Annotated in this window: 14 protein-coding genes; 10 read left to right on the forward strand and 4 right to left on the reverse strand. The window is 43.3% G+C overall.

Going from position 1 to position 16,988, the window contains the following annotated elements; all coding sequences use genetic code 11:
* Positions 1–6 precede the first annotated feature (6 nt).
* On the reverse strand, positions 7–903 hold the full coding sequence (locus QMY49_RS16620) for a hypothetical protein (RefSeq protein WP_230861030.1): 897 nt from the start codon (positions 901–903) through the stop codon (positions 7–9).
* 450 nt (positions 904–1,353) lie between these two features.
* On the opposite strand from QMY49_RS16620, the gene QMY49_RS16625 reads away from it, so the two are divergent.
* Together QMY49_RS16625 and QMY49_RS16630 are read left to right on the forward strand one after the other, a co-directional pair.
* Entirely contained in the window at positions 1,354–1,839 is a 486-nt protein-coding gene (locus QMY49_RS16625) for an acyl-CoA thioesterase (RefSeq protein ID WP_005453411.1), read from the forward strand.
* Positions 1,840–2,001: 162 nt separating this feature from the next.
* Positions 2,002–2,247 carry a hypothetical protein gene (locus tag QMY49_RS16630; protein WP_005453409.1) on the forward strand — a complete coding sequence of 82 codons (246 nt, stop codon included), beginning with the start codon at positions 2,002–2,004 and terminating at the stop codon, positions 2,245–2,247.
* A 369-nt stretch (positions 2,248–2,616) separates the two neighbouring features.
* On the opposite strand, the gene malG is transcribed toward QMY49_RS16630, so the two are convergent.
* From malG to malE, 3 genes are all read right to left on the reverse strand, one after another.
* Complete coding sequence (malG, locus tag QMY49_RS16635) at positions 2,617–3,507, reverse strand: maltose ABC transporter permease MalG (RefSeq protein WP_005432001.1); 891 nt, start codon at positions 3,505–3,507, stop codon at positions 2,617–2,619.
* A 12-nt stretch (positions 3,508–3,519) separates the two neighbouring features.
* Entirely contained in the window at positions 3,520–5,094 is a 1,575-nt protein-coding gene (malF, locus tag QMY49_RS16640; RefSeq protein WP_005453407.1) for a maltose ABC transporter permease MalF, read from the reverse strand.
* Between the two features lie 80 nt (positions 5,095–5,174).
* Positions 5,175–6,353, reverse strand: coding sequence for a maltose/maltodextrin ABC transporter substrate-binding protein MalE (gene malE / locus QMY49_RS16645; protein WP_005453405.1), 1,179 nt, complete (start codon positions 6,351–6,353; stop codon positions 5,175–5,177).
* A gap of 668 nt (positions 6,354–7,021) precedes the next feature.
* On the opposite strand from malE, the gene malK reads away from it, so the two are divergent.
* The 8 genes from malK to QMY49_RS16685 all read left to right on the forward strand — a co-directional run bounded on the left by malK (position 7,022) and on the right by QMY49_RS16685 (position 16,969).
* Complete coding sequence (gene malK / locus QMY49_RS16650) at positions 7,022–8,140, forward strand: maltose/maltodextrin ABC transporter ATP-binding protein MalK (protein WP_005453403.1); 1,119 nt, start codon at positions 7,022–7,024, stop codon at positions 8,138–8,140.
* 413 nt (positions 8,141–8,553) lie between these two features.
* Positions 8,554–9,954 carry an undecaprenyl-phosphate glucose phosphotransferase gene (locus QMY49_RS16655; RefSeq protein WP_069688099.1) on the forward strand — a complete coding sequence of 467 codons (1,401 nt, stop codon included), beginning with the start codon at positions 8,554–8,556 and terminating at the stop codon, positions 9,952–9,954.
* The gene (locus tag QMY49_RS16660) at positions 9,944–11,170 is read left to right on the forward strand and encodes an outer membrane beta-barrel protein (RefSeq protein WP_426694456.1); all 1,227 of its coding nucleotides are present in this window, start codon (positions 9,944–9,946) and stop codon (positions 11,168–11,170) included. The genes QMY49_RS16655 and QMY49_RS16660 overlap by 11 nt, the downstream gene beginning before the upstream one ends.
* 12 nt (positions 11,171–11,182) lie before the next feature.
* Positions 11,183–11,716 (forward strand): polysaccharide biosynthesis/export family protein, encoded by a 534-nt coding sequence (locus QMY49_RS16665; protein WP_005453398.1) that lies wholly within the window; start codon positions 11,183–11,185, stop codon positions 11,714–11,716.
* Positions 11,716–13,911, forward strand: a complete 2,196-nt coding sequence (locus QMY49_RS16670; RefSeq protein ID WP_017819346.1) for a GumC family protein — start codon at positions 11,716–11,718, stop codon at positions 13,909–13,911. The genes QMY49_RS16665 and QMY49_RS16670 overlap by 1 nt, the downstream gene beginning before the upstream one ends.
* On the forward strand, positions 13,889–14,698 hold the full coding sequence (locus QMY49_RS16675; RefSeq protein ID WP_017188677.1) for a putative capsular polysaccharide synthesis family protein: 810 nt from the start codon (positions 13,889–13,891) through the stop codon (positions 14,696–14,698). Before QMY49_RS16670 ends, QMY49_RS16675 begins: the two co-directional genes overlap by 23 nt.
* Before the next feature lie 2 nt (positions 14,699–14,700).
* Entirely contained in the window at positions 14,701–15,753 is a 1,053-nt protein-coding gene (locus QMY49_RS16680; protein ID WP_283315531.1) for a glycosyltransferase, read from the forward strand.
* Entirely contained in the window at positions 15,719–16,969 is a 1,251-nt protein-coding gene (locus QMY49_RS16685; RefSeq protein WP_283315533.1) for an O-antigen ligase family protein, read from the forward strand. Before QMY49_RS16680 ends, QMY49_RS16685 begins: the two co-directional genes overlap by 35 nt.
* Positions 16,970–16,988 lie beyond the last annotated feature (19 nt).

Below are 16,988 nucleotides of genomic sequence, written 5' to 3' on the forward strand. Positions count from 1 at the left end.
TATCCTTTAGATCAATACTGAATAGATAGATTTATTAGTAAGCTTTTTAATTATTTTTTGCTCAGCAGCGTGTTTTGCCGCCGCAGAGCTAGCTTGGGATTTACCTAACACGGTGATCACTTTTTGGGTCACCATATGAGATGAATTTGAATCGAAGACTTTAAGTTGAATACTTTGCTTGGCGACAAAGTCTTTCCCTTGTCGTCCCTGCTGGGATTTCGTCTTGATATAAACGGAGATGCCACCATGATTCGACGCAAATGCGTGACGTGATAGCAACTCGTGAATTTGATGAGAAAAAGCATCATTCGATGCGACAAACGAAATCGAGAGCATTTCTCTCTTCGCGTTCATCGTTTCGCTAATCTGTAGGTGTTGTGCACGGTATGACTGTGCAGCATCGGAATCTAAAATACCAAGCACATCGAGCTGAACGGCACTTTTCGTCATTAGCTCTTCAGCATGAAAGTAGTCCTTCACACCACGCCAGTTGTTGTTGAGATTTTTAAGTTTTATCGCAGCCGTTTGGTACGAGACCGTCAAATCATGCTCAACCTGTTTCTGCCAGGTTTTCTTACTCAGCCGATAGCGATACTCACAACCTTTCTCGCCACATTCATGACTTAAAACTTCCAAGTGAGGGATTTCAATTGGAAGTGAATGTATGGATGAATCCTGAGAAAAAGAGGTGTCGACACCATGGGAAGTTTTAACAATAGATGACTTTTCATTCACTTCGATAACACTAATCAAGTTAAGTGCCAATTGCTTCTTAGCATCTTTTAGAGCGACATGTTCAGCGTCACCAAACCCTGAAGCATACAGATACCCAGAGTCCACCCCTGCATATATCTTTATACTAATTAGTGAGATAGCTAAACTAAGACTTAAAACACGGAACAAGAGACTAACCATAAAGTGTTATTTAAAAACGGGCAGAACCATACGAAATAATTAAACCGTATGCAATTGAGCAAACAATCACCAAACAGCATTCCAAATGAATATTTATTCACAAATGAAATTATGTGACATTCATTCCACAATTACAGATCCTTACACAACCCTTACAAACAAAGACACATCATTCTCAAAAGTAAGATAACCAACAAAACAGATATTCAATTAATTGAATTAGTGCGCTTTTTATCAATAGTGTATTTTTTTAATAAGTGTGACTTATGTTTTATCTATAAAATGATAAAACTCGATTTTTGAAGGATTTTTAGCCAGCTTTCGGATTGCTTAATCCAACTCGAAGCGACACTGATGTGATAAATGTTTTGCTGACGTATTTAAGAGTCGTTGCATTGCTGTTACATTGAAGCTAAACAACGCACAAAGGAATGACAGATGAGCAGTGGTCAAAGAGACATTACCCTTCGTTTTCTTGCAGAACCTGGAGACGTAAACTTCGGTGGCAAAGTACACGGCGGCGCCGTAATGAAGTGGATCGATTTAGCAGCTTACGCATGCAGTGCAGCTTGGAGTGGAAAATACTGCATTACCGCGTACGCAGGTGGTATTCGCTTTGTCGCCCCAATTCATGTTGGGAATTTAGTCGAGGTCAGTGCCAAGGTCATTTATACGGGGCGCAGTTCAATGCACATTGCTATTGATGTACAAGCCAGCGATCCAAAAGAATTGAAAAACCGCCTTACAACACATTGCATCGTCATCATGGTTGCGGTTGACGAAGACGGAAAGCCAACTGATGTTCCTAAGTGGAAACCGGAGTCTGAAGAAGATAAAGCGCTCGAACAATCGGCTATTCGCCTAATGAATATGCGCAAGCAGATTGGCGAAGAAATGGAAGCTCACGTCAAATATCTCAAATAAATCAACTTATATACCCAAGTGTCCTCCAGACACTTGGGTGTACCCGTGAAGTAATGTCATGGTTCTGTCATTCACTTCATGCCAGGTTCAAATTGTCATAAATCTTTCACTTTGATTTGGTTAAATCCACCCACAATTTTGGTGTTGGGTAGAGTTTGGATCTTGAGCTTAAAAAAGACCACGTTAAGTGAAAATACATTAACCAATTTAAAAGCGGTCGAATATCAGTGGGTCAGAACCATGTATGTCGAAGGCTACAACGAAGAAGAAATTAACCATTACATACAAACTTGTTTTGGTGGTGACTCAACTTTTGCCGATCTATTCCGCCGTGTTGCTCTACAGCAAGAAAGTTTATATACCTTACTTCAATATGTAGGCTGTGCTCCCTCTAGCCGCGAGTTTTAACGCTTTCTCAGAAAATCCAGCCCCTTCCCTCTAAATACGCTTAAATTAATTCTGTGAAGTGATACGCAGGGCATTCTGATGTCACTGTGTAATCCATTGCAAACTGGTTAGTCTGTATCGGAAACAAGAAAGCATAGAGATTCTACGGATATAAAAAAACCTGAGTCGAGACTCAGGTTATGGTTACAAGAAACTGTTAGTGATTAAAGCGTAAGGAACTAAGCTAACAGCCAGCTATGCGTAACGCCAATAAAGCCTGATATTACTGATCGGCGGCCAAACCAAAAGCGTAATATCGATGCTAAATATAAGGGCGACCATTTGGTCGCCCTTTTCTAGTTATTCTTTTCTCTCAGAGACCAACTGAGATTATCCTTTCACACCACCAGCTGTCAGACCACCGACTAACCAGCGTTGTGCAAGCAAGAATACGATTGTAATTGGTAGTGCAGACAATACTGCTGCAGCTGCGAAATCACCCCATAGATAGTTCTGCGGGTATAGGTACTGCTGCATACCAACTGCTAGTGTGTAGGAGTTTACATCAGAAAGTAGTAGAGATGCTACCGGTACCTCACCTACAACACCGATAAATGACAAGATGAACACTACAGCTAGAATTGGCACAGATAGTGGTAGTAGTACCAAACGGAACGCTTGCCATGGCGTAGCACCATCCAATGCCGCTGCCTCTTCTAGCGAGTTATCAATCGTCTCAAAGTAACCTTTAATGGTCCACACGTGCAGTGCAATGCCACCTAGGTAAGAGAAGATCAAACCACCGTGCGTGTTTAATCCCAGGAACGGAATGTACTGACCTAGTTTGTCAAACAATGCGTAAAGAGCCACAAGCGCAAGTACCGCCGGGAACATTTGGAAGATCATCATCGCTTTCAAGATGGTGTTCTTACCTTTGAAGCGTAGACGTGCAAACGCGTAAGCCGAAGTTGTTGACAGTGCCACGATAAGGATTGACGTGATACCCGCAACTTTTACTGAGTTCCAAAGCCAAGTTAGTACTGGGAATGGAGGCGGTGTTACAGAACCATCTGCATTTGTTACCGAGAAGCCTAGTGCTAACTTCCAGTGCTCTAGCGATGGGTTGTCTGGAATCAGACTACCCGTTGCAAAGTTACCCTCACGGAATGAGATCGCAATGATCATCAGCAGTGGGAAAATAATCAGTGACAGGAAAGCCCAAAGAGCAATATGGGTCGCCCATACACGGTACTTTAAAGATTTACCTTGTACTATAGCCATGGTCGTTACTCCTTAGTCCTGAGATAGCTTAGTGAAACGTAGGTTCAATAGTGCTAGCGCGCCAACCAATAGGAAGATAAGCGTTGCGATTGCACTTGCTAGACCGAAGTCTTGACCACCAGCACCTTCAAACGCGATACGGTACGTGTAGCTTACTAGTAGGTCGGTGTAACCCGCTGGCTCAGAAGTACCAATCATGTTTGGACCACCGCCAGTCAATAGCTGAATCATTACGAAGTTGTTGAAGTTAAACGCAAAGCTCGCAATCAGTAGTGGAGTCAGAGGTTTAATCATCATAGGCAACGTTACTTTCATGAAGTTTTGGACGAAGTTCGCCCCATCGATTGCAGACGCTTCATAAAGGTCATCAGGAATCGCTTTTAGTAGACCCATACATAGAATCATCATGTAAGGGAAACCAAGCCAAGTGTTCACGATCATTACCATGGTTTTCGCTAGGAATGGGTCAGAGAACCAAGATGGGCTAATACCAAAGATAGCGTTCAATACCATGTTGATCTCACCAAAGCTTTGGTTGAAGAGACCTTTAAAGATTAGGATTGAGATAAACGCCGGAACCGCATAAGGCAGAATCAATAGTACTCGGTACACTGCTCTACCTTTCAGCTCCTCCCACTGAACAACACTCGCTAGAACTAAGCCAATAACTAGCGTGAACACAACCGTCAGGATTGAGAATACGACCGTCCAGATGAAGATACTGATGAAAGGCTCTTTGATGCCGTCGTCTTTCCAAACTCGCTCAAAGTTATCTGTGCCAATGTTTACGACAAAACCAGGAGAAACTGTGTTGCCAACAAACTGACCATTCTCATCAACGGGTTGGTAGTAACCCACATCCATGTTTGGACGCAATAGTTCTTGAGTACGGTTGTTGAACAGTGATTCGCCATCATCTTGAAGTGTGTATAGCGGAACCACAGCTGCGAACTTACGTAGACCGCTCATACGAATGTCATCGCCGCTTGGAAGGTGCAAGTCAACGCTGCTTAGTGCACTGCGGTTCTTAACGATAGTTTTGATTGGCTCTTTGTCACCAGTCGCTTCAGTGATAGGCGCTAAATCAAGATCCGTTGCAGAGAAGCCGTCAAGTTGGAAGGTTGGCGTTGCTAATAGCTCGTCGCCTTTCTTCACAACAATTTGATGACCTTGCTCAGTCTTGTACAGAGTGAATGGGAAACTTTCACCACTCTGATAAGTTCTGTCTAACAGTACAGTCTGTGCACGATCGAAAGAAAGCTGGTTTTTCGCGCTGTAGTTAGTAAACGCCAGACCGACGGTATATGCCAAAGGGAACAGGATGAATAGAATCATCCCGGCAATACCAGGGTAGATGTATCGGTGAGCGTAAGTTTTCTTACTACCAAAAATGAATAGCGCTAATGCGGTTAGAATGATCGTAAGTAGCGCAAACGCAATCTCACCGCGAGAATACATTAAGATAGTTGCGTAGCCATTGATAATGCCGACTGTGCCCAATAGTGCCCATTTGGTGAACACTTTTTTGCTGCTTGGTAGGCTGGCTTCTGGTGCTGTCATAGCATCTGTACCTTGAACTGACTGCATAGGGAACCTGCTAGCGAATATAGGATAAATATAGAAAAGTAAGGAGGAGTTGCCCCCTCCTTAAAAAGGGTATTACTGAATTATTTAGTCATTTGTTTTTCTGCATCTGCTAGAGCAGCATCTACAGTTTGACGACCGTCAACAACGTTGATGATAGCGTTCTTAGCTGCACCCCAGAATGCATTCATTTGTGGGATGTTTGGCATGATTTCACCGTTCATCGCGTTGTCCATTGTTGCTGCGATACGAGTATCTGAATCTAGCTCACGTTGGAACGAGTTAAGCGCTACTGCACCTAGAGGCTTGTCGTTGTTAACCATACGTAGACCATCGTTAGTTAGTAGGTAGTTCTCGATGAACTCTACCGCTAGGTCTTTGTTAGGTGATGCAGTGCTGATACCAGCAGTTAGTACACCAACGAATGGCTTAGAAGACTGACCTTGGAATTTAGGCAGTGTTGTTACACCGTAGTTGATGCCAGACTTCTCGATGTTGCCCCAAGACCACGGACCGTTGATAGTCATTGCTGCAGTACCTTGGTTGAACGCAGACTCTGATACTGAGTAGTCCATATCCGCAGAGATTACGCCTTTGTCTACTAGACCTTTAACGAAGTTCATCGCGTCTTTCACGCCTTCCTTCGCGATACCAGCATCTTTAATGTCGTAACCTTCAGATGTGTATTTAAACGCGTAGCCGCCATCAGCTGCCATTAGTGGCCATGTGAAGTACGGTTCTTTTAGGTTCCACATGATTGCAGACTTACCGTCTTTCTTAAGCTTCGCATCTAGCGCTGCTACTTCTTCCCAAGTCTTAGGTGGGTTTGGAACAAGGTCTTTGTTGTAGATTAGAGATAGAGACTCAACTGCTACTGGGTAACCGATAAGTTTGCCGTCGTAACGAACTGCATCCCATGCAAAATCAACGATGCCGTCTTGAATTTCTTTAGATGGTTTGATTTCAGCTAGTAGACCAGATTCTGCGTAGCCACCGAAACGGTCGTGAGCCCAGAATACGATATCAGGACCATCACCTGTCGCTGCAGTTTGAGGGAACTTGTCTTGTAGACCGTCTGGGTGAGCCACTGTTACCTTGATGCCAGTGTCTTCTTCAAACTTCTTACCAACTTCAGCAAGACCGTTATAGCCTTTGTCGCCGTTGATCCAGATAGTCAGTTGTCCTTCTTCGATGGCAGCATTAGCACCAAAAGAACCCAAAGCAACAAGAGTACCTAGTGCTACAGCGCTTAATTTTTTCATGTTCGTATCCTTTTTATATTTTTGATGTAGGGCTAGTCCATTGAGGTTCAGCCGTATTTCGACATATATCATCTGAAATAATCCTATATGTCTCATCCTCCTAATCCCTACGCCCTTGCAATTATGACGTATTTTCGTGATCTGAATCGCCAAGGGTTAGAGACTCAAATCACAAAATGAATACTTCCTGTGATCGGTTTCAACTTTAGGTCACGCAATAATGTGATTTCAGCCCAACTCCCACTCTACTCCTCCTTTTTGACTCCTCCCCGCCTACTCCCCCTACAATTATTTCGATTAGGAGGATGTAGCAGTGAACACAATCTTAGAAACTGCAGTCATCCAAGAGTGGATGGTAAGAACCCTTTCCCAGCAGTACCTACCCTATAGGTGAAAAGATTTGCTGGTTTTTCATTGCCATACGAGTGGAATGTCATTATTGGTGTTGTTTGTGGTAATTATTTCACGGGGGAGACAACACGAATAATGTGGGGGAGAGAAACTCGTATTTGGCTATGATGGGTAGCGCTCCAGTTCAGGACATTTGGAGCGCTACCCTGCTTTTCTTACCAATCCCAATAACTTACCGATTCCTACTGTTACTGCTCGCTAGATAATTCATATAATGATGAGCGGTGAATAATAAAAATTGATCGAGGACGAGCTACATGGCGAGTGTCACGTTAAAAAATGTTTGTAAAGCGTATGGCGACGTACTGATTTCTAAGAACGTAGATCTAGAGATCAACGAAGGTGAATTCGTTGTTTTCGTAGGTCCATCAGGTTGTGGTAAATCTACCCTGCTACGTTGTATTGCCGGTCTTGAAGACATTACTTCAGGTGATTTGTATATTGGTGACCAGCGCATGAATGACGTAGAACCATCCAAACGTGGTGTTGGTATGGTGTTCCAGTCTTATGCTCTTTACCCACACCTAAACCTATATGACAACATGTCATTTGGTCTGAAACTAGCAAAAGCTGACAAAGCTGAAATCGATAAGCGTGTTGAACACGCAGCAGAAATTCTACAGTTGGGTCACCTGCTAGAGCGTCAACCAAAAGCACTTTCTGGTGGTCAACGTCAACGTGTTGCGATCGGTCGTACGCTTGTGTCTCAACCAGATGTATTCCTTCTTGATGAACCATTATCAAACTTGGACGCAGCACTGCGCGTAAACATGCGTGCGCAAATCACGAAGCTACAACGCCAGCTTGGTTGTACCATGATCTACGTTACGCACGATCAGGTTGAAGCGATGACAATGGCTGACAAAATTGTCGTTCTTGATGGTGGTTATGTATCACAAGTTGGTAAGCCATTAGAGCTTTACCACTACCCACAAAACCGTTTTGTTGCTGGTTTCATTGGTTCACCAAAGATGAACTTCATGAGTGTTTTCATTGACGAAGTCGAATCAGAGCGCGTAAAAGTACAACTTTCTAACGGTGTATCATTCTGGATCCCAGTAGATGGTACGACGGTGAACCGCGGTGACCGTATGTCACTAGGTATTCGCCCAGAGCACTTAGTTCAAGCCGTTGACGCTGATGCGACAATTCACGGTGAAGTGATGATCGTAGAGAAACTAGGTAACGAGACTCAAGTTTACCTAAACCTAGAAGGGGCGGACGCAGACGTTATCTACCGTCAACCAGATACACTACCAGTAGAGTCTGGTGACAAACTAGAAATCGGTATCCCTGCACATCGTTGTCACCTATTCCACAGCGATGGTCGCGCATGCCGCCGACTACATAAAGAAAACGGCGTAGATTTCGAGTAAAACTTCTTTCACCTTTGCTTGCTACCAATCCCTCTCATTCGAGAGGGATTTTTTATTTCCGAAACTAACGTATTAATTTTCCGTCCTAAGAATTAATTCGATAGACCATAAGCAAATTAAAACCTTAGTTTCTTTTCAATCCTTTACGATTAGTACTTTTACCCGCCCTACTCAGACAAGTATTAAGTTTTTCCTAAACTGCCAATATTAGCCGAAGGTCTAAATTTCATTCTTATTTCCACTTACCTAAACAGAGCGAATTTTTAAACTAATTTCCGAATTATGGTGATTGATAGATCGGTTTTCTGCGGTCACCGACAAACACATTTTATTTATCACTAAAAAGCGTTAACGACACGGATATTGGGAAACGACACCCAATGGCGGTAGCGTGTCTTAAGGGAAATTAGGTTATGAAACACAAAGGACTCATACGTTCTCATGAGATGGAATTCGCATTTTTATACCGCATCTCTGATCTCGTAGTCATCGTCTCGTTTATGCTGTTTTTGGTTGTCAAAGATGCCAACACGTCACTCTACAAAGATTACGTTATCCTATCTTTCGTAGGCAGCGTTTCTTTCCTCATCATGGCTGAGAGCGGAAAGCTATATCGTTCTTGGCGCACCAGTTCATTTAAAGAACAAATATTTATCCTGTGCATTTCATGGTTAGTGACCTGCACCTTCCTGTTTATGGTTCTGTACTTTTCTCAAGTACATATCTTGTTCGAGCGCTACATTCTTGCATCTTGGTTCTTAATTACACCAGTACTACTTCTTTCTTGGCGCGTTGCGTTTCGTGCGGTCTTGGCATACATGAGAAAGATGGGCTACAACACTAGAACTGCAATCATTATTGGTCAAACGCCACACGGTTTAACACTTGCAAATGAACTAGAAAGCCACACAGAGCATGGTGTCTTATTTGATGGTTTCTACGATGAGCGCTCTAAAGACCGATTGCCAGAATCCGAATACCCAATAAAAGGCAATGTTGGTCTAGCCTTAGAACGAGCTAAACGCGGTGAAGTGGATTACGTTTATATCGCTATGCCAATGCACGCTAACGAGCGTATTGCATCATTCCTGACTCAGTTTTCAGACACCACGGCGAACACTTACCTTATCCCTGATTTCTTTACCTATAACTTACTGCACTCTCGTTGGGATCAAATAGGTCAAGTTCAAACACTCAGCGTTTTCGATACACCTTTCGCTGGTATTTCATCATGGGTAAAACGTCTAGAAGATATTGTTTTATCAAGCATTATCTTGCTTCTTATTTCACCAATCCTACTCGCAATTGCTATCGGCATTAAAGCTACATCTAAAGGTCCGGTTATCTTTAAGCAATTCCGCTACGGATTGGATGGCAGAAAAATTGAAGTTTGGAAGTTCCGTTCAATGACCACGATGGAGCAAGGGAACGACGTAAAACAAGCCACCAAAAACGATCCTCGCATTACACCATTTGGTGGGTTCCTACGTCGCACTTCTCTTGATGAACTGCCCCAGTTTATCAATGTTCTGCAAGGCACGATGTCGATTGTCGGTCCGCGTCCGCATGCGGTTTCACACAATGAGGAATATCGCCAAATCGTCGACCGTTACATGCTAAGACACAAAGTAAAACCAGGCATCACAGGCTGGGCACAAATCAATGGCTACCGTGGTGAGACCGATACACTCGATAAAATGGAAAAGCGTGTCGAGTTCGATTTGGATTACATCCACCAATGGTCAGTTTGGATGGACATCAAAATCATCTTCCTGACGATATTCAAAGGATTTACAGGTTCAAATGCGTACTAAGTCGATCATGATAAAAAAGACGTACTTGGGGGTTGTTCTGGTACTAAGCTCTGCTGCTTCAATGGCAGAACCGATGGCTTACAGAACCGAATCAGGCATTGAGTTTATTCCTACCGTAGGCGTGTTTTATGAAGGCAATGACAACATTGCGAAAGCTGACCAAGGTGAAAACGTTGAATCAGTAAATATTTGGGGTATTGAGCCAAGCCTATTAACAAAGATTGAACGCAATCAATACCGTGCAGACTTGCTTTATAAGTTAAGCGCGGGCTTCTCCTCTGATGAACAAAATGATTACGATGATCATCTTATTCAATTCACTAACTTCTTTGAGTTTAATCATCGTAACCGCTTGGTCTTGGATTACCAATTTCGCGCTCAGCATGAAGAAAAAGGTGAAGAGTTTACTGAGGGGCAAGGCAACCAAATTACCGATCCGTTGGAGTTTCATCGCAATGTTTTCAGATCCAATTACATATTGGGCTCTGACGGTTCAAAAGGACGGTTTGAGTTTGGTATAGGTTACCAAGATAAAACCTATCAGAACTACCGTGATGGACTGCCAGGAAAGCCTGACTCTAAAACCAAATACAACGACTTTCGAGCGCCGAGCGCGCATCTCGAATTTTATTTGCGCGCCACACCCAGGACTTATTGGTTAATCGGAACAAAACAAACCTTAACAGATTATCAAACAGATAATCCAAATGTACCTTCCAAAGATAATCACTCGGGCTTCTATTACACCGGTGCTCAGTGGGAAGTCACGGGGAAAACACAAGGTATCGCGCGATTGGGTTACCAAATAAAGGACTTCGATAGTCATCAAAGAGAAACCTTCGAGGGATTTAGTTGGGATATCGGATTAGAATGGCAACCACAGGAACACACGCTCCTGACCTTAAAGACGACTCAAGCTGCGGTTAGCCCAGATCAGGATGGCGATTACAACTTGCAAACTCGTTATACGCTAGCGCTCAAGCAAGATTGGAACAGCTACTTAACCACACGTTTAGAAGCACTCTATCAGCAAGATGACTATACCGGCGTCACACGTAACGAGGATCGCTACGCCTTGTCCGCAGGTGTGGATTATCAAATTAAGCGCTGGGTACTACTTAAGGCAGATTGGCGCTATCAAGATAAAAACTCCAACTTGCAGGGCTATAGTTTTGACCAAAACGTTTGGTCTATCAGTGCCCGATTCTCTTTATAACAAGGAATATCAATGAACCTTTTAACAACGCTGCTTGGCTTAACGCTGGTTCTATTTAGCGCCTTTGTTTCGGCAAATACCAGTGAGCAAGATTATTTGCTCGATACAGGCGATACCATTTCTGTACAAGTGTATGGCGAAGAAGATCTGACGATAAAAAACATCCTAATTACGTCAGATGGCTACTTCGATTACCCATACCTAGGACGCATCAAGGCGATCAACAAAACACCAAAACAGCTGAAATACGAAATAGAAACCGGGCTAAAAGGTGATTACCTCATTAACCCTAAAGTCATGGTCACAATCAACAGCTTTCGACTTTTCTATGTGAACGGTGAAGTAAGAAAACCAGGTGGGTTTGAATATCAACCAGGGCTCACCATAGAAAAAGCGATCGCTCTAGCCGGTGGTTTGACCGACCGAGCATCAAGAAAAAGTATCAACCTTACCCAACATGCAACAGGTAAAACTGTTGAAAGCGTCAACATGCAGCGCTCGGTAGAGCCTGGCGACATTGTATTTATCGATCAGAGCTTCTTCTAATGACAGGCAATTCAATGAACGGAATTCATTCTACTCATCCTTCTTCCAATCGCATCGAGTTGATTCGTTTTGGGCATCACTACCGAACACTTAAAAAGAATTGGTTAAGCATTTTAGCGTTTACCATCATCTTTTCTCTCACTTGCACTTGGTATATCTATTCGAAAAAGTCGGTATACCAAGCCACTGCTACCCTTCTTATTCAAGAAGAGCAAAAAAGTGCACTCTCAATTGAAGAAGTGTACGGCGTGGACACCACTAAAAAAGAGTACTTTCAAACTCAAATCGCCATTCTTAAATCAAATCACATTGCCGACAAAGTGATTACTCAGCTTAACTTAACCCAGCACCCTGAGTTCACAGGGTCAAGTAGATTTGAGCAGAAAATTGATGAGATTAAGTCCATCCCACTAGTACAAGATGTGTTACGAGTGTCTCCAAACCCTGAAGAAACTCAACAGCATGCAAAGCCATACTACCAAGCTCTTCAAGCATTCAAAGAGAAGCTAGAGATCGAACCTGTACGTAACACTCAGCTAGTGAAAATTCGCTTTCGCTCTACTGATCCCGAGCTTGCGACCAAGATTGCGAATGCCGTCGGTCAGGCATACATCGATACCAACTTCGAAGCCAAGCTAGTAATTACTCAAAACGCAGCGACTTGGTTGACCAATAACTCACAAAAGCTAGAACAACGCTTGAGAACGTCTGAGCAAGCGCTACAAGACTTCTTATTGCAAGAAGGTCTGATTGATATCAATGGTATTGATGATATCTACGCCAGTGAACTCGAAGAGCTAAGCCGCAAGTTAAATGCCGCGATTAACAACCGTATTGAAGCGCAGACTCTGATCGACCTTTTGAAGCGTAAATCTTCACAAGACTTAGATAGCCTTCTGTCTATCGACGAATTTGCAAACCAAGCGCAGATCCGCGATCTTAAACTTTCTGAAGCTCAAGCTGAGAAAAATGTCTCTGAGCTTTCTCAACGCTATGGACCAAAGCATGACCGTATGGTTCAAGCTAGGGCTCAGCTAGATTCAATTCGCACCCGAACTCAACAGCTGATTCGCGAAATCTCATTCAGCAAACAACAAGACTTACTCGCAGCGAAAGCGCAAGAAGATATGCTTCGCGCGGAATTAGACAGCAAAAAGTCAGATTTCCAAATGTTAGGCTCCCAAAAAGCCAAGTATGAGCAACTGAAGCGAGAGGTCGAATCGAACAAAGATTTGTATGAAGCGTTTTTGAACCGCGAGAAAGAGACCAGCGCCACTAGCGATTACAAAAACGTCACTGCGCGTTTTACTGATCCAGCAATCATTCCGCTTTTCCCGATTGCGCCACAACGTATGAAGCTGGTGTTAATTGCAACCTTCTTTGGTTTTGCTATTGCCTGTGCGCTTGTCATCATTTTAGAAACATTGCGTGAAGTGATTCGTACTTCTTCAGATGTACAAGAAAAGCTGGGTGTCACCTGCCTAGGCACAATACCAAGAGTGAAAAAGCGTAATCTACGCAAAGGTGGGGTGAGCTATACCGCTTATCTCGACAAAGATGAGAAACTGTTCAGCGAAGCCTGCCGCTCGGTCAGAACCTCTCTCCTGCTCAGATTAACAAACTCGAAACAGAAAGTGCTCCCTTTCACTTCAGCTATTCCAGAAGAAGGCAAAACATCAACGAGCATCAATATGGCAGTATCTTTTTCCACCATGGAGAAAGTCTTGATCATCGATTGCGACTTACGCAGACCATCGATCGCCAAACGTTTTAATATCTCGGAGTCGAGCCCTGGACTCACCAATATCCTTACGATGGATACATCGCTAAGTGAGTGTATTGTTCGCAGCGAGGAGGCGAATCTAGATGTATTGCCTGCAGGGATTATTCCACCAAACCCACAAGAGTTGTTGGCATCCGATCGTTTCGACAAATTGATCGAATACCTCAAGGGGAAATATGACCGCATCATTATTGATACGCCTCCACTGCTATCAGTGAGCGATGCACTCATTCTAGGTAAGAAAGCAAACGGATTAATTACGGTAATCCGATCAGAATCGACCAAGGCATCATTGGTTAACGCTGCGCTATCTAAACAAATTCAACACTCAGTTCCTTCGCTTGGCGTTCTGATTACTCAGGCAAAATCAAAGGAAGGAGAAGCGAATTATGTCCAGCAGTACGCCTATTAGCCTTAGCATGCAGTGGTACCAACTGTTAAAGGAGCAGGACAGCCCGGTACTGATTTATCAAATGGGAAAAGTGGGGTCGAGCGCGTTGGAGAAATCGATTCCAAAATCGATTCATCTACACGATCTGATGTCTATCGATGCAGAAAAACAGATATCTCCAGTTCGTGCACAACTGCATAACCCTGCGACTAACTACATCAAGCGCTTATTAAAGCGCTTGATCATGAGTCGCATGCTCAAGCGTAAGAAACAAGTCCGCATCATTTCTTTAGTGCGTGAGCCGATTGGTCGAAACATATCCATGTTCTTCCAATCCCTACCATTCTGGATGGCGGCAAAGTACTTAAACGATGACAGTGCAGTACGCTCTGAACGTTCTCAATTGTTACATGAAGCTTTTGAGGAGCATGTAAACCATCAATATCCATTGGAATGGTTTGATAATGAAATCAAGCCACTCACTGGCATCGACGTGTTTACACACCCTTTTGATCATGAGCTTGGATATCAAGTTTACCAAAAGGACAACTTCTCTCTTATGGTTGTTCGTGTCGATAAACTCGATCAGTCACAAAAAGCAATTAGCACCTTTTTACAACAAGAAGTAAAGGTGCAGCATGACAACCAAGCCGATAACAAGTGGTACTCCCCTCTTCTTGTTGAATTTAAACGTACTTTTCATCCCAAAGTAGCGCTCATTGAAGAAATGCTCACTTCTAAATTCACTAAGCATTTCTTTTCTGCATCTGAGATCGAAAAGTTCAAAAAAGATTACTTATCTGCCTAATTATGAAAACAAAAATACTTCATATCATCAATGACTTATCCAAAAATGGGGGCGCGCAAAAATTCCTTGTGGATCTTGTGATGGAACACGCACCTCAATACGATATAAAGATTCTTGTATTGTGCGATGACAACGACTATCTGGACTTGTTATCTGCTCAAGGCATCGAATGTTTTAACTGGAAAACGCTTTCACTAAAAGAAAAGTGGTCACTGTTGCGTTGGCCTGATTTAGTTCATGGTCACCTATATCCTTCCATCTATCTCGCGCTATTAGCTGTGGGGAAAAAACGAATTCAAACCGAGCATTGTTCTTATAACCGCCGCCGTGACTACCCCCTATTCAAATTCATGGAACACCTGCTTTACAGAGGTCATAACCTTACTGTTAGCATCAGTGAAAAAGTGCAAGAAGAGCTCGTGAAATTCATGCCTCACTACCAACACAAATATCGTGTTGTACACAATGGCGTTGATCTCGAACGTTTTCCAATGGTCGCAAAGTCCGCCAGTTCAGTGCTACAAAAGCCAGTTATTAATATCGGTATGGTCGGAAGACTGCATGAGCATAAAGACCATGAAACCTTGATTCGTGCGACTGCCCTAATGCCGACCAATTATGAGCTTCACTTAGCGGGAGATGGTAGTAAACGCACCGAACTACAGTCTCTTAGTCATCAACTCAATATTGCCGAAAGGGTTCATTTTCACGGCATCATCTCTGATATTCCGTCATTCCTGAGCGACATCGACGTATACGTCCAGTCTTCTAAAGTGGAAGGCTTCGGTTTAGCTGCGGTTGAGGCGATGGCAGCAGGTTTGCCAGTATTGTCTTCTGACGTACCTGGATTAGATGAAGTCATGGGCAGCAGCGAATACCTGTTTGATCTGGGAGATTCAAAGCAACTTGCCCACAAATTAACTCAACTTTGCACCACCCAAGAAATGTACAACAGAGCAAGCGAGTACTCAGTTAATCGCGCCAAGTTATACACCATCAACAAATTCCGAGACGGTTACTATGGACTTTACCAGCAACTCTGCACCAGTAAGTAGTCGCATCTCATTACTGGCAGCAATTACGCTCTCCCTCTTTTTCGCACCATTTAAAGTGGGAGCAGGTAGCCTCGTACTCGCGCCTTCCGATATTGCAAGCTTGCTCTCGATCGGTTTGGTGGCTCTTATCATACTGGAAGGTAAGACCCATGCATTGCTACATCCTCGCATGGGCTTCTTATTACTGTTTACCAGCTATGTTTTTGTCAATGGACTTCTTAATCGTGTCCCATTTATGCCTTTGGTTACGGAGACAGTTCAATGGATAGCCATATTAAGTTTGCTGTGTTTGCTTTACGCCTACGGTGTCTTTAACGACGACCGAATCATGGTCTATTTTACATACAGCTTACTGGTGATTTGCTCTCTTGTTGCGCTGTGGCACTTCTCACAAGGCTACCAGAGTGGATTCAAGCTATTGGGCGTGAGTAAGTACGCCTTCGGTGTTCTCTGCTCCCTACTCTACCTTTACAGAGACAAAATCCGCGCTTTTCCCCTATTAATGCTATTTGCATTCGTACTACTGGTTCTTTCTCAAGAGAGAAAAGCGTTGCTCGGTTTTTGCTTGTTGGTTTTTATGGATCAACTGGTGATCAAGCGATTAGTACGACAAACCATCAGTGAGACCTACACTTGGACTGTTCTGATTGGGGTAAGTTTAGTCATCTTCTTCGTCGTATCAACAACGCTTTACGTGGGTTTTGACCAGCTTGCAGACAAGCTCGAAATTACTCAGGAAGACATCCTATTTGCCAACCAAAGTGAAGCGCGTTGGGTCTCCAATTTACACCGTAAATTGCTCTTGGCAAACGGGTTAGACATCTTGCTTCAATATCCAATTTTAGGTGTCGGAGCAAAGATGTTACCTCACTACATGATCAACTACTTTAACTACGATGAGTTAGCGATTTACACCCACAACTTTGTTCTAGATACCTCTATCGAATACGGGCTATTAGGCATTTTGTTGTTATTTGGTGGTTATGTGCACTTTATGAAGGGCTGTTTCAACTCATTGGAAGAGAATAGAAAGAGCTTCCTACTCGCAATCTACGCTCTAATCATGGTGTTTTTTGTCGCCGTGAATACCACCATCATTTTAATACTTTTACTACCCGTCATGATCAGTAAAGCAAGGCATTATAACCTCCAGCAAGAGACAACCGTTTCGGCAGAGTTCCACTCTCAACCTGCTCATGATTCAAAACCCAATTAACTGATTTCGCCACCAACCA

The organism is Vibrio harveyi, assembly GCF_030060435.1.
In the GTDB taxonomy this organism is placed as follows: Bacteria; Pseudomonadota; Gammaproteobacteria; order Enterobacterales; family Vibrionaceae; genus Vibrio; species Vibrio harveyi.